Origin of the sequence: Gardnerella vaginalis, assembly GCF_001546485.1 — a bacterium.
Taxonomy (GTDB): Bacteria; Actinomycetota; Actinomycetes; order Actinomycetales; family Bifidobacteriaceae; genus Bifidobacterium; species Bifidobacterium vaginale_D.
This window is the reverse complement of record NZ_KQ956850.1, coordinates 132,267-146,689: the sequence shown is the minus strand read 5'-3', so window position 1 is coordinate 146,689 and position 14,423 is coordinate 132,267. Positions and strand designations below refer to the sequence as shown.

The 14,423-nt window shown below is 42.7% G+C and carries 9 protein-coding genes, 1 tRNA gene and 1 riboswitch; of the genes, 4 read left to right on the top strand and 6 right to left on the bottom strand.

Annotated features, from left to right (window positions below):
• Positions 1-136: 136 nt before the first annotated feature.
• Positions 137-1,699: a glutamine-hydrolyzing GMP synthase gene (gene guaA / locus HMPREF3208_RS02720; RefSeq protein WP_064347099.1), complete on the bottom strand. Its 1,563-nt coding sequence runs from the start codon at positions 1,697-1,699 to the stop codon at positions 137-139.
• A gap of 400 nt (positions 1,700-2,099) precedes the next feature.
• Between guaA and HMPREF3208_RS02715 the strand changes: the two genes are divergently transcribed.
• The 3 genes from HMPREF3208_RS02715 (at position 2,100) to HMPREF3208_RS02705 (ending at position 7,925) form a co-directional block, all read left to right on the top strand.
• On the top strand, positions 2,100-4,577 hold the full coding sequence (locus HMPREF3208_RS02715; RefSeq protein ID WP_016637194.1) for a phosphoketolase: 2,478 nt from the start codon (positions 2,100-2,102) through the stop codon (positions 4,575-4,577).
• Between the two features lie 238 nt (positions 4,578-4,815).
• Positions 4,816-6,516 carry a phosphate acetyltransferase gene (gene pta, locus HMPREF3208_RS02710; protein WP_064347097.1) on the top strand — a complete coding sequence of 567 codons (1,701 nt, stop codon included), beginning with the start codon at positions 4,816-4,818 and terminating at the stop codon, positions 6,514-6,516.
• 179 nt (positions 6,517-6,695) lie between these two features.
• Complete coding sequence (locus tag HMPREF3208_RS02705) at positions 6,696-7,925, top strand: acetate/propionate family kinase (RefSeq protein ID WP_032814189.1); 1,230 nt, start codon at positions 6,696-6,698, stop codon at positions 7,923-7,925.
• 86 nt (positions 7,926-8,011) lie between these two features.
• Here HMPREF3208_RS02705 and aroA read toward each other — a convergent pair whose 3' ends face one another.
• The 5 genes from aroA to HMPREF3208_RS02680 all read right to left on the bottom strand — a co-directional run bounded on the left by aroA (position 8,012) and on the right by HMPREF3208_RS02680 (position 13,106).
• Entirely contained in the window at positions 8,012-9,370 is a 1,359-nt protein-coding gene (gene aroA, locus HMPREF3208_RS02700; RefSeq protein WP_230953061.1) for a 3-phosphoshikimate 1-carboxyvinyltransferase, read from the bottom strand.
• Between the two features lie 98 nt (positions 9,371-9,468).
• Positions 9,469-10,365, bottom strand: coding sequence for an energy-coupling factor transporter transmembrane component T family protein (locus HMPREF3208_RS02695; RefSeq protein ID WP_032814186.1), 897 nt, complete (start codon positions 10,363-10,365; stop codon positions 9,469-9,471).
• Between the two features lie 2 nt (positions 10,366-10,367).
• Complete coding sequence (locus tag HMPREF3208_RS02690; RefSeq protein ID WP_064347096.1) at positions 10,368-11,933, bottom strand: ABC transporter ATP-binding protein; 1,566 nt, start codon at positions 11,931-11,933, stop codon at positions 10,368-10,370.
• 155 nt (positions 11,934-12,088) lie between these two features.
• Positions 12,089-12,691 (bottom strand): ECF transporter S component, encoded by a 603-nt coding sequence (locus HMPREF3208_RS02685; RefSeq protein WP_016637188.1) that lies wholly within the window; start codon positions 12,689-12,691, stop codon positions 12,089-12,091.
• A 36-nt stretch (positions 12,692-12,727) separates the two neighbouring features.
• Positions 12,728-12,829, bottom strand: a riboswitch (TPP riboswitch).
• A gap of 203 nt (positions 12,830-13,032) precedes the next feature.
• Positions 13,033-13,106 (bottom strand) — tRNA-Pro (locus HMPREF3208_RS02680).
• A 168-nt stretch (positions 13,107-13,274) separates the two neighbouring features.
• Between HMPREF3208_RS02680 and HMPREF3208_RS02675 the strand changes: the two genes are divergently transcribed.
• Positions 13,275-14,369 carry a hypothetical protein gene (locus HMPREF3208_RS02675; RefSeq protein ID WP_032814183.1) on the top strand — a complete coding sequence of 365 codons (1,095 nt, stop codon included), beginning with the start codon at positions 13,275-13,277 and terminating at the stop codon, positions 14,367-14,369.
• The last annotated feature ends 54 nt before the right edge of the window (positions 14,370-14,423 follow it).

Sequence of the window (14,423 nt, the reverse complement as noted above, 5' to 3'; positions counted from 1 at the left end):
ACAGAAAAAAGCACTCCATTTTCACGAAGTGCTTTATAAAAAACAGTAATTATTACAGTTTTTAATGAAAATAAGCATATGTTTTACTGTATAAACATATGCTTATATTTTAGTCGATAATTCTCATCAAAAACTGTCACTCCCACTCAATCGTGGCAGGTGGCTTAGAAGTTACGTCGAGCACAACGCGATTAATTTGACGGCATTCGTTTGTGATTCGAGTAGAAATCTTTGCCAACACATCGTAAGGAACGCGAGACCAATCAGCAGTCATAGCATCCTCAGAGCTTACTGGACGAAGTACAATCGGCGAACCATACGTACGCTCATCACCCTGAACACCAACAGAATGAACGTCAGCAAGCAATACAACTGGGCATTGCCAAATGTCACGATCCAATCCAGCTTTAGAAAGCTCTTCGCGCGCAATGGCGTCTGCTTCGCGAAGCACAGCTAAACGTTCACGAGTAATTTCGCCAACAATGCGAATACCTAAGCCAGGACCTGGGAAAGGCTGACGCCACACAATTTCGTCTGGAAGACCAAGCTCAGTACCAATAGCGCGAACTTCATCCTTAAACAGCGTGCGCAAAGGTTCAATAAGCTTAAACTTCAAATCCTTTGGCAAACCACCAACATTGTGATGCGACTTAATATTTGCAGCACCGTCACCGCCGCCAGATTCCACGACATCCGGGTAGAGAGTGCCCTGTACTAGGAATTTAACTTCTGCTCCAGTTTTACCAGCTTCTTCAATAACCTGACGCTGAGCTTTTTCAAAAGTGCGAATGAACTTTTCACCAATAATCTTGCGCTTACGCTCTGGTTCGCTTACACCTTTCAGCGCATCAAGAAAATCATTTTCAGCATCAACTGCGATTAGCTTAATGCCAGTAGCTTCAACAAAATCATGCTTAACCTGCTCAACTTCGCCTTTACGAAGAAGACCATGATCAACAAATACGCAAGTAAGCTGATCTCCAATTGCCTTATGTACCAACGCTGCAGCAACAGCGGAATCGACACCACCAGAAAGACCACAAATAACTTGCGCATCCCCAACTTCGGCGCGAATCTTCGCAACTTGATCTTCAATAATATTTGAAGGATTCCAATTATTTCCAAGACCTGCACATTCGTGCAAGAAAGTAGAAATAAGTTCCTGTCCTAACGGAGTGTGCTTCACTTCAGGATGCCATTGCACACCATAAAGTTTGCGACTTTCGTCTTGCATTGCAGCAACTGGAGCACCTTCGGTATGAGCCAGAACTGTAAAACCCTCTGGAGCGCGCTTAACAGCAACACCATGGCTCATCCAAGTATTTTGCTCAACAGGAGAATTAGCAAGTAAGCCCTCGGCATCGTCAATAGTGGCAGCAGTCTTACCATACTCACCAAGGGCAGCTTTATCTACATCCCCACCGAGTTCATGAGCCATTACTTGGAATCCGTAGCAAATACCGAGAACTGGTACACCTGCTTCAAAAATCTTTGGATCAATATCAGGAGCACCTGGTTCATATACAGAAGCTGGTCCTCCTGAAAGAATGATGGCTTGAGGATCCTTAGCAAGCATTTCATCAACTGGCATAGAGTGAGGAACAAGTTCTGAATACACGTTAGCTTCTCGCACTCGACGAGCAATAAGCTGAGCGTATTGAGCGCCAAAATCAACGACAAGCACTGGTCCTTTTGCCATGATTCTCCTTATATATAGGTTCTAATACGATTCAACTCATAATAGTGAAGCTTTGAGACGTTACATAGCTACAAAACGCCGAAATTGGGCATAAAAGTTACATTGATATTTTTATTGCAGTACAGAATGTTGATATATTTTTTGCACAAAAATAAAGCAGCGAAGCAAAAATGAACAATAAATATAACATAATCTATACAAATGGCTCATTTTTTACGCACATAATCACACATTTTTTCAACATAAATGCACGAAGAAGTAACCAAACGAACAAAAGTCAGACGCTGGCACTATAATGAAACGGATGGAAAAAGAGCTGTAATACATTTGTTTTCCAGACTCTATAACCAAATGGTAATGATCAAGTTGCACTGAAAAGTGCTTGAGTACAGGAGTACACATGACGAGTCCTGTTATTGGCACACCTTGGAAGAAGCTTAACGCTCCAGTTTCCGAGGCGGCTATCGAAGGCGTAGACAAGTACTGGCGCGTTGCCAACTATCTTGCAATTGGCCAAATTTATCTTCGTAGCAACCCTCTAATGAAGGAGCCGTTCACTCGCGAAGATGTTAAGCATCGTCTGGTGGGCCACTGGGGCACCACCCCAGGCCTGAACTTCCTTATCGGCCACATCAACCGCTTCATCGCTGATCACCAGCAGAACACCGTGATTATCATGGGTCCAGGCCACGGCGGCCCAGCTGGTACTGCTCAGTCCTACCTCGACGGTACTTACACTGAGTACTATCCAAAGATTACAAAGGACGAAGCTGGTTTGCAGAAGTTCTTCCGTCAGTTCTCTTATCCAGGCGGCATTCCTTCTCACTTCGCTCCTGAGACACCAGGTTCCATCCACGAAGGTGGCGAGCTTGGTTATGCACTTTCCCACGCTTACGGCGCTGTTATGAACAACCCAAGCTTGTTCGTTCCAGCAATCGTCGGCGATGGTGAAGCTGAAACTGGTCCTTTGGCCACCGGTTGGCAGTCCAACAAGCTTGTGAACCCACGTACCGACGGTATCGTTCTTCCAATCTTGCACTTGAATGGCTATAAGATTGCTAACCCAACTATCCTTTCCCGTATTTCTGACGAAGAGCTTCATGAGTTCTTCCACGGCATGGGCTACGAGCCATACGAGTTCGTTGCTGGCTTCGACGATGAGGATCACATGTCCATCCACCGTCGCTTCGCCGACATGTTCGAAACTATCTTCGATGAGATTTGCGATATTAAGGCTGAGGCTCAGACTAACGATGTAACTCGCCCTTACTACCCAATGATTATCTTCCGCACTCCAAAGGGTTGGACCTGCCCGAAGTTCATCGACGGCAAGAAGACCGAAGGTTCTTGGCGTGCACACCAGGTGCCACTGGCATCTGCTCGCGACACCGAAGCTCACTTCGAGGTTTTGAAGAACTGGATGAAGTCCTACAAGCCTGAAGAGCTCTTCGATGAAAAGGGCGCTGTGAAGGAAGACGTTCTTTCCTTCATGCCAAAGGGCGAACTCCGTATTGGTGAGAATCCAAACGCCAACGGCGGTCGTATTCGTGAAGACTTGAAGCTTCCAAAGCTTGAGGATTACGAAGTCAAGGAAGTTAAGGAATTCGGTCACGGCTGGGGTCAGCTCGAAGCTACCCGTCGTCTTGGTGTCTACACTCGTGACATCATCAAGAACAACCCAGATTCCTTCCGTATCTTCGGACCAGATGAGACTGCTTCCAACCGTTTGCAGGCTGCTTATGAAGTAACCAACAAGCAGTGGGATGCTGGCTACCTTTCTGGCTTAGTCGATGAGCACATGGCTGTTACCGGCCAGGTCACCGAGCAGCTTTCCGAGCATCAGATGGAAGGCTTCATTGAGGGTTACTTGCTCACCGGTCGTCACGGCATCTGGAGCTCCTACGAGTCCTTCGTACACGTTATCGACTCCATGTTGAACCAGCACGCAAAGTGGCTTGAGGCTACCGTTCGTGAGATCCCATGGCGTAAGCCAATCTCCTCTGTGAACTTGTTGGTTTCCTCTCACGTATGGCGTCAGGATCACAACGGCTTCTCGCACCAGGATCCAGGCGTAACCTCCGTGCTCTTGAACAAGACCTTCAACAACGATCACGTAATCGGCATCTACTTCCCAGTAGATTCCAACATGTTGCTTGCTGTTGCTGAAAAGGCTTACAAGTCCACCAACATGATTAACGCTATCTTCGCTGGTAAGCAGCCAGCTGCTACTTGGTTGACTCTTGACGAAGCTCGCGAAGAGCTCGAGAAGGGTGCTGCTGAGTGGAAGTGGGCTTCCAACGCTAAGAACAATGACGAAGTTCAGGTTGTTCTCGCTGGTGTTGGCGATGTTCCACAGCAGGAATTGATGGCTGCTGCCGACAAGTTGAACAAGCTTGGCGTTAAGTTCAAGGTTGTTAACGTTGTTGACTTGCTCAAGTTGCAGTCCGCTAAGGAAAACAACGAAGCTTTGACTGACGAAGAGTTCACTGATCTCTTCACTGCTGACAAGCCAGTCCTCTTCGCTTACCACTCCTATGCACATGACGTTCGCGGCTTGATTTACGATCGTCCAAACCACGACAACTTCAACGTCCATGGCTACAAGGAGCAGGGCTCCACCACCACGCCATACGACATGGTTCGCGTGAACGACATGGATCGTTACGAGCTTACCGCTGAAGCTTTGCGCATGGTTGATGCCGCTAAGTATGCCGACGAAATCAAGAAGCTCGAGGACTTCCGCCTCGAAGCCTTCCAGTATGCAGTCGACAAGGGTCTTGATCACCCAGACTACACCGATTGGGTATGGCCAGGCGTTAAGACCGACAAGCCAGGCGCTGTCACCGCTACCGCTGCAACCGCTGGCGATAACGAGTAGTTTTAAGCTCTTAAAGCTAAAACTGGTTAGCTAAATTTCGGGAGTCAATCGAAAGGTTGGCTCCCTTTTTGTATGCTAAGTAACAAAATTAATCCACTATAAATTCCTCTTGCGTGCGTGTATACCACTAAAAAGCCGTACAATGGAACAAGTTTGTTCATATCGTAGAGTCAACACTGTTTGCGCATATAATATGAACCGCATAACGGAACACGAAAAGTATCAAAGGAGAGCAATCGTGTCACACATCAATGTAACGATTATTGGCAATGAGGATATGGCTGGGCGCAATGTTGTAGCTCTTGGCGTAACAAAAGCATTAGTTAATCATTACCGCACTACTATTTTTCGACCTTCAGCGCAACTCAATGACGATTTTACTAACGATCTTCTGCACATTACTAACACGCCAACCACAGTAGAACAAGTTATATCAAAAACTCCTACAACAATTTTATCGCATAAAGAAACAGCCCGAGGAGATATTGTTGCAAGATACCATGAAGTATTAGCAACCACTAACGCTCAGGCTTCAGTTATAATTGCAAGCGACGCAACACCAATTTATGACCCAGACTTATTTACTTTTGACGCAACTATTGCCGCAGATTTAGCTTCGCCTGTACTACTTGTTGTTTCCGCAGAAGATAGAAATTCGCAACAAATATTACAAACTATTGATGCTGCAAACGCATGCATTATGAAAGCTTGCACGCAAGTTCTAGGAGTATTTGTTACGAATTGTGATGAAATGCTTGGAGCTCAATTAGTACGCGATTATACATCTAGAAATTATGCAAATTCGATTGAGCAAGAATCAAGAGTAAGTCAAACTCCATTATGGGTGTTACCTCCATTTTCAGGAGAAAGCGAAGAATATACTTCAGAAATATTTGAAAAATATGTTCGTGAAGATGACATATTAAACGCTCTTCGTCAGCCTCATAAAAAACCGGTAACTCCCTACGCTTTCCAATACAGCCTGCTAGGAAAAGCAAAAGCAAATAAAAAAACCATCGTACTTCCAGAAGGCGAAGAAGATCGTATTTTGAAAGCAGCAGACTATCTGCTTGAACGAGACATTGTAAATATTATTATTGTTGGAGAACGTGACACTATTCTTGCACGAGCAGAAGAATTAAATCTTAACTCTCTTACCAAAGCTAATTTCCAATCTATGCACGATGAGGCAATGCTTAACCATATGGTTAGCAAATTATGCGAATTAAGAGCCAAAAAAGGCATGACAGAAAAACAGGCACGCGAGCAACTTGCGGACGCCAGCTATTTTGGCACCATGCTTGTTGTACTTGGACAGGCTGATGGTCTTGTTTCTGGTTCTATAAATTCAACAGCAAATACTGTACGCCCAGCATTACAAGTAATTAAAACGAAGCCCGGTTCTAAATTGGTTTCTGGCGCTTTCCTCATGTGTTTCAAAGACCATGTAGCCGTGTTTGCAGATTGTGCTATTAATCCAAATCCAAACGCTGAACAATTAGCTGACATTGCTATTCAATCTGCAGACACTGCAAAAGCTTTCGGTATTGAGCCAAAAGTTGGAATGCTCTCCTACTCTACACTTGGATCAGGCAAGGGGCCAGATGTCGATATGGTAGAAGAAGCAACTCGCATTGTAAAAGAAAAAGCCCCTAATTTAGCAATTGTTGGTTCTATTCAATTTGATGCAGCATGGTCACCTACAGTCGCTGCAGCAAAGGCAAAAAACAACTCAATAGCTGGTCATGTAAACGTATTTGTGTTTCCTGACCTATGCGCTGGAAATATTGCATATAAAGCTGTTCAACGTTCCAGCGGAGCATTAGCAGTTGGCCCTATTCTCCAAGGGCTTAATAAGCCTGTTAATGATTTGTCTCGCGGTGCATTAGTACAAGACATTATTAATACTGTTGCTTTAACTGCATTAGAAGCTCAATAGGAGTAACATTACAACATGCAAAAAATTAAGAAAATTATTGCAAAATAAGCGTTTAAGCATCCTTCATATTGTTAGTAGTTCCTACAATACGAAATAACTCTCCGTATTGTAGGAACTTAAAGGTAGACTGAGATACGGCAATTTATAGGCCTTATCAGTACTTTATGGAGGATGCCCACATGGCAAAGACCGTTCTTGTTATCAATTCTGGTTCCAGTTCGATTAAGTATCAGCTCGTTGACTTGGAAAGCGGTGAAGGTATCGCTTCTGGCATCGTTGAGAAGATTGGTGAACCAGTTGATGGTCACTACAAGCACGTATTCAATGGCGAAAAGCATGAGTTTGATGAGCCAGTTCACGATCACGAGCAAGGTTTGAAGCGTGTACTCGGATTCTTTGAGGAATATGGTCCAAAGCTTTCTGAATCCGGCATTGTGGCCGTTGGTCACCGCGTTGTGCAGGGTGGCTTGACTTTCCCTAAGCCTGCACTAGTCAACGCGAAAACAATTAATAAGGTGAAAGATTTGGCAGTTTTGGCTCCACTTCACAATGGTCCAGAAGCTGTTGGCGCTGAAGTCATGACCGAACTTTTGCCAGACGTTCCACAAATTATGGTATTCGATTCTTCGTTCTTCCATGATTTGCCACAGGTCGCAGCAACTTATGCTTTGAATAAGGAAATCGCAGACCGCTACCATATTCGTCGCTATGGCGCTCATGGTACTTCTCACGAATACATTGGTTCCGTAGTTCCACAAGTTGTCGGTAAGCCTGCAGAAGGTTTGAAGCAGATTGTTTTGCACATTGGTAATGGCGCTTCTGCTTCTGCTCAGATTTCTGGTAAGCCTGTTGAAACTTCCATGGGCTTAACTCCACTCGAAGGCTTGATGATGGGCGGTCGTACTGGCGACATTGACCCAGCGGTAGTATTCCACTTGATCCGTAACGCTCATATGAATGTGGATGAACTTGATACACTCTTCAACAAGCGTTCTGGCATGATGGGTATGACTGGTCACGGCGATTTGCGTGATATTCATAAGCTTATTGCTGAAGGTGACAAGAACGCTGAGCTTGCTCTCGGCGTATACGTACATCGTATTGTTAGCTACATTGGCAACTACACTGCTCAAATGGGTGGCGTTGACGTAATCACCTTCACAGCAGGCGTTGGCGAAAACGACGAAATCGTGCGCGCTCGTGTATGCGAAAAACTTGAGCCATTCGGCGTTAAGCTCGATAAGGAAAAGAATTTGGTTCGTTCTAAGGAACCACGCATTATTTCCACTCCAGACAGCTCTGTGATTATTGCTGTGATTCCAACGAATGAAGAGTTGGCAATTGCACGCAAGGCTGCAGCTATTGCTGAAGCTGGAGAGGATACCTACGGCAACAAGTTTGAGCACTAAATATTTTATTCCGTGCTGCTAAACAAATCTAAATAAGAAATTCCCGGGCAGGTTACCTGTCCGGGAATTTCTTATAATCATTGAAATCATTGAGAAATCATATTAACCCACATACCTGGAAAATCAGGAATCGTTTTGCGAGTTGTAGCAATGTTTTTGACGCGTATATTTTCTATACGCAATCCAAGCATTGCAGCAAACGTCGCCATGCGGTGATCCGCATAACTTTCCATCACTTCCCCATGCATATTCCTATGAGGTTCAATACGAATACCATCCTCAAGTTCTTGCGCACCAATACCAACGCGCTGCAATTGAGCAACTAACGCTTCCAAACGATTAGTTTCATGACCCCTTAAATGAGCTATACCATGCAATTCACTTATTCCATCTGCAAACGCGAGAATAGCAGCAATACTCGGGGCAATCTCACCTGCTTTACTTAAATCAAGCGAAGGAATTGCACGAATACTACCATTCGCACTAACAGAAAGCGTACCAGAACCACTATTTGCAGTATTTTCTTTAAAAGTAACAACAGCACCCATCTGCTCAAGTATTCCTGGCAATAATCCACCAGGCTGCGTTGTGCTCTTAGGCCAGTTTGGAATCCTAACTGTGCCACCAGAAATCAAAGCTGCACCTAAAAATGGCGCTGCATTCGACAAATCCGGCTCAACAACTACAGCATTTGGTAAAACCAATTGCGATTCCCTAACAGTCCAACTACTAGGCTTGTGCATTTGTACAATGCCACCAGCTTTTTGCACATCATCAATTGTCATTAAAATATGTGGCATACTCGGTAAAGTTTTGCCAACATGATTAAGATTTAATCCTCCAGGTATTCGTGAAGCAATGAGCAATAATGCTGAAATGAATTGTGAAGAAGCAGAAGAATCAATGCGAATAATATTTTCTACATTGCGATTTTTAAGTTCTACTAAATGAGGCGGAGTAATCGTATACGGCAAAAATCCAACCTCACCATGGTACGTAACTTTTGCACCAAGCTGCTCTAAGGCATCAAGAATTGGCTTCATCGGACGAGCATACGCTTGCTCATCTCCATCAAAAAGTACTGGCTTATCTGCAAACAAGGTCAAAGCGGCCACAAAACGCATTACAGTTCCAGCTAAACCGCAATTTATAACTGCATCAGAGGTCACATAAAATACACCATCTTCATTTGGTTCAACTCGAACTACTGTGCCGTCATTATGAAGAGATACGCAGGTAACACCAAAAACCTTGAGCGCCTCTATCATTAGTTCCGTATCCCTAGAACGTAACAAGCCTTGCAACACAACAGGTTTTTTCGACAGTGCTGCAAGAATCAAATACCGATTAGATAATGATTTACTTCCTGGAATATTCACTGTTGCATTCAGAGGCGTATTGCATAACGGAGCTTGCCAAGGGTCAGCACAACTATAAGAATTCATTATTCCACTCATATTATGAATATTATCTATGAATATGTACGCATCATAATTTTCAAGACGCTTTACATGATATTTTATTACCATTCATTACAGTAAATTTACATATGAATGAACGCATTATGCCAATATCCTGTTCGTATTGAAGCATATAAAGCAATAGTAGGAACAGCAATGCAAATTACATAAAATATCCAATCGTATGCTGTTAACTTCGATTTTCTTGCTGGAACACGTTTAATACTACTTCCAAAAGCTCTAGCTTCCATAGCGGTAGCAAGTTTAGTGCCCCTGCGAATAGATAACACAAGCAAACCAAAAGACTGCGAAAGCATGCGTTGTAACGCTTTACCATCCGATATACCACGAGACCTACGAGCTAAACCAAAAGCACGCCAATCATTCTGTAATAGACTAAACATTCTCAACCCAGCTAATGCTCCGTACACAAAACGTGGAGAAAAATGCAGAATCTGCACTAAACCGTCTGCTAAATCAGTTGGATCTAATCCAATGGCCAATATCACACCTGGAACCGCTACAGCAGCAACGCGAACAAATGTACAGATTGCCAAATATAACGAACCTTGACTTATATGCATCCAACCAAACTGAAATATCTCACTTCCAGAACTTTTACCATATAAAAGCACCGATATAAAACTACCAGAAGCAGCAATCCAAACTGGCCACGTATGGCGTAAAACATACCAAGGAGTTACTCCAGCAATTGCCAATAACAGCATATCTAAACCGAATGCAATAGAAGCAGAAACAATATCTAATGTAACAAACATAGGCAAGCAAAGTAATAACGCTCCAATAAAACGGCTTATTGGATTGAGCTTACGAATCAACCAAGACGGTGAAACTAGACGCTCACTTTCTAAACGTTGAGAAGATGGAGTTACATCAATGTGTGAAACTTTTAATAAATTTTCAAAGTTCTCAATTTGCATACTGCTATATGATACCTCTGCACTACTAGTTTTATTCACTTCTACTCATTCCTTTCATTGTAGTTATGAGCAGAGTCTGTGACTTTTTCATACTCAACTCGTATTACTCTGGCATCTAAAGACTTTACAAGCTCATCATCATGAGTAACCACGATCACTGCTGAGCCACTATCTCGTATTTGTGCAATAAGTTCCACCATCGCTGTCCAAGTTTTAAAATCTTGTCCAAAAGTAGGCTCATCCATAATGACAACACGTGGAGCAGCAGCTAAAAGCGTAGCTACAGAAAGTCTACGTTTTTCTCCTCCAGATAAGGTATAAGGATTAGCAAGAGCAAAACGCTTTAAATTCATACGTTCAAGCATGTTATCGGCAATATCGTAAGATTCCTTTTCGCTTTTTCCTTGCTTTTTAGGTCCTACAGCAACTTCGTCTCTCACAGATGATGTTATAAATTGGTGTTCTGGCTCTTGAAACACCATGCCAACTCGACCTAATAATTCTTGACTTTTCCACGTAAAAAGATTATTCTTTCGTCGCTTCGGCACGTACTTGTTCATCATGCATACGCAGCCGTCAATCGGTTTTAATAAGCCTGCAAGTGTTAACGCTAACGTAGTTTTACCAGCACCATTAGGCCCCATTAAAGCTGCTACTTCGCCAAAACGAAAAGCTACATTAACATGTTCAGCTAGTGGTAGAGTTCTTCCAAAAGAGCAATCATTGGTATAAAGTGCAACAGATTTTTCCATATCCTTCATTACGCTATCACAATGTTGAGGAGCAAAAGATTTCACTGTTCTTCCTGGAACCCAAGCACCACTTTCTGCAAGCATATCACCATATTTTGCAAAAACCTCCTCAGGTTTACCATCTGCGATAACACAACCCGCATTTGCACTATTATTATCTTCATTTTTCCCAACAACAATAACTCTATCAATCAAATCCAGCCAAACATCAATATGATGTTCAACTACAATCATCGTAGAACCTGTTTTTTTAAGAATATTCGCTACTGCATCATGCACTTGCTGAACACCTTCAGGATCGAGATTAGCTGTAGGCTCATCTAAAAGTAGTAATCCAGGGTGCATTGCAAGCACTCCTGCTAAAGCAAGACGTTGCCTTTGACCTCCCGATAAAGATTGTGTTGAACGTCTAAGACCCTGACTTCCTTGAGTAATATCGTCTAATCCAACAGCTTTTAATGAAAGCTGCACACGATTCCAAGTCTCTTCAGTAGCAATTCCAAGATTCTCACTTCCAAAAGCTACATCATCACCTATTCTCTCAAGAATAATTTGAGAATCTGGATCTTGCATAACAAGTCCAACTTGCCCGCGAGCATCCCTAGCATGAACACCACCGATGAGAAGACTACCTTCTTCCATGCCTTCTGTTTCATCGCCTAATACACCTGCTAAACCTGCCATAAATGTGCTTTTCCCAGCGCCAGAAGCGCCTAAAAGCAGCACATGCTCACCAGGCTTAATATCAATATTCACATTCCTTAACACAAAATCTTTGCGTGTTGCGTGCCTCCAACCCCAGTTTTGAGCAACTACACTCGCTGGAGTCCACTCAGTTTTATCCACAAATTGCATACCAACAAACTTTCATTGCATAGCATAATTTAAAAAAATCAAAATATGAAATAAATACAATAATAAGAGCATCATATGAGTAAACTATCGTGTTTTTGTCATTTTGACATGAAACACGATAGTTTATAAATTGCAATAAATATTCCAGATATAACTCACACTAATGCCTGAGGGCGGCCTGACTCAAAACGATCAAGCACACCCGTTGCAGCTAACGCCTTTTGAACAAGCCACACGACAACGCCTGCAACAATGAAACCAGAGATAATAGAAGTAATGAGATTTGCAACAATATACTGAGTATTCCAGCCTTGGCCGCCACTAGTCCAATTGTAGATAAAGCAAGCTACGCCTGCCAATGAGCCAGATATTACAGTGGAAAGCAAATTCCATGACTTGTACATAAACAAGATGAAGGCAAGTTCTGCACCAATGCCTTGAATGATACCAACAATCAAGGATCCGCCAACGCCCCACTGATTTCCTAACATAAGTTCTACAAACGCACCAAGCGTTTCAGCAAATAATGCAGCACCAGGCTTACGTACGATTATTGCAGCTAAAGGTCCAGCAAAAAGCCAAAAACCATTAGATAAACCTTCAGCACCAGGCAACAGGCTTGCAAAAAGATTAGTAGGAGCTGCACACACAATATCCCAAGCCCAGAATAATACGCCAGATGCAACAGCAATAATAGCAGCAATTACGATATCTAGAATACGCCAGCGATTAGAATGTTCAATTGAAACATTAGTCATAGTAAAGTGCCTTTCTTCAATATTGAAAGATTTGGGCACGGGAAAAGAGCGACATCCGTTGCTAATATTACTTAGCACACGTTCAATCGGTCGAAGCTTTCGCTTCCTCTCAGCCAAACGGCTCCCGAGTCAAAATATTTATAATCACAGTATAAGAATGTAATGCAATGCTGCAGCACAAACTTACGCTTATAAGAGTACACATAGACTGCTTTTTTGTATAGTAAATATTTAAATACAATTGTACAATTTTATTAAAAAGTGCGTTGAAAACGAGCAACAGAACGTCTCACAAGCGAGCTAAAAAAATAAAACCCGGAAAACAATCCGGGTTTCAAAAGTCGGGGTGACAGGATTCGAACCTGCGACATCCTGCTCCCAAAGCAGGCGCGCTACCAAACTGCGCTACACCCCGAGGCTTTCAAACTACTTAGTAGCTCCAAGCACAATCAAATACAATAGCGCACTTTGCCGACAAAAGCAAATTTACGACACACCTAGCGTGTCCAATTTTCAAAACATGATTGACTTGAGCACCACCAGTTACAATAGAAAGTATTCTATTCATAAAGGAATTAATATTATGGGACGTTTCCAGCGAACTGAGGCAATGGGGTTAATAGCATTTCTTATATGCGCAGCATTCGGAATGGTTATTATGTCTACATACATGTTGGTTATGCCAGCATTTTGGCAAATTAGTCAAAGACTTTTTCTTACATCCTCAGGAATTGTGGCGTTGTGCAGTATTGGCGCTTTTATTATTGGTTACCTGCGCACTAATAAAAAATTTACTGGACACCATCTCATTCGTATAGCAAAACATACATTTGAACTTACTGCGCTTTCTACCATTTATGGCGCAACAATGTTTCTTATGTCTTTTGCATTACTTTCTATTATTAACAGCATTATCGGCAGAGCCGCAATGAACAATTATTTGCCAGTATTATGCTCGGCATTATCCGGAATTGTTGGTTACGCAACACTCATTCAAGCTGAACTTCTTGAGGCTAAAACAGTAGCTTCCTTACTTCCACTTTTCGTTATTTCAGGCGCCGCTACTGCAGGTCTTACTACCGACGACCCCTATTGGTATAACAATAATTTTTCTCAGCTCGGTGATCGCACCACATTCGCAGCCAGCATGTTTAACGCAACGCTTGTACTATCTGGAATTTGCATTATTATAACGAGCTACTTTGCTGTTACAGAATTTGTTGCAACTCAGCGTGAAATATTACAACATAACAATGAGGAGCGCACGCATCATTTCAAAACTCGCACAACCATTATGGCTACTTTGCTTATTTTAGGCGGTATTGCTTTTATTGGCATAGGAACTTTCCGTTATACTCCTCATCCTTTTCTTCATGACTTGTGTGCTAGAGGCGTAACTGGATTAATTTGCACCATGCTTATATGTTTGCCTTGGTTAGCTCCTCGCCTTTCTCGCACATTCTATGTAGCTTCTGATTTAGCTGTTGTTCTTACAGCTTGGGCTGGAAATCAGTGGATGCACGGTCACAATACTCTTACTAATGTTGAAGCATTATCTTGCCTGCTATTTCTAGGATGGATTATTGTTTTTTCAAGACAGGTTGCAGCTATGCAAACAGATCGTATGCAATCAAAAATTAATCAAGCTATTATAGCAAATAGCAGCGCAGGAAACTAAATTCCTACGCTGCTTTAATCGTATAAAATTATAAAATTATTTGCGATTAAATTA

Bases quoted from the DNA above. Each gene is read 5' to 3' on its own strand.
- guaA (WP_064347099.1), bottom strand. From the start codon at position 1,699: ATGGCAAAAGGACCAGTGCTTGTCGTTGATTTTGGCGCTCAATACGCT.
- HMPREF3208_RS02715 (WP_016637194.1), top strand. From the start codon at position 2,100: ATGACGAGTCCTGTTATTGGCACACCTTGGAAGAAGCTTAACGCTCCA.
- HMPREF3208_RS02705 (WP_032814189.1), top strand. From the start codon at position 6,696: ATGGCAAAGACCGTTCTTGTTATCAATTCTGGTTCCAGTTCGATTAAG.
- aroA (WP_230953061.1), bottom strand. From the start codon at position 9,370: ATGAATTCTTATAGTTGTGCTGACCCTTGGCAAGCTCCGTTATGCAAT.
- HMPREF3208_RS02690 (WP_064347096.1), bottom strand. From the start codon at position 11,933: ATGCAATTTGTGGATAAAACTGAGTGGACTCCAGCGAGTGTAGTTGCT.
- HMPREF3208_RS02685 (WP_016637188.1), bottom strand. From the start codon at position 12,691: ATGACTAATGTTTCAATTGAACATTCTAATCGCTGGCGTATTCTAGAT.
- HMPREF3208_RS02675 (WP_032814183.1), top strand. From the start codon at position 13,275: ATGGGACGTTTCCAGCGAACTGAGGCAATGGGGTTAATAGCATTTCTT.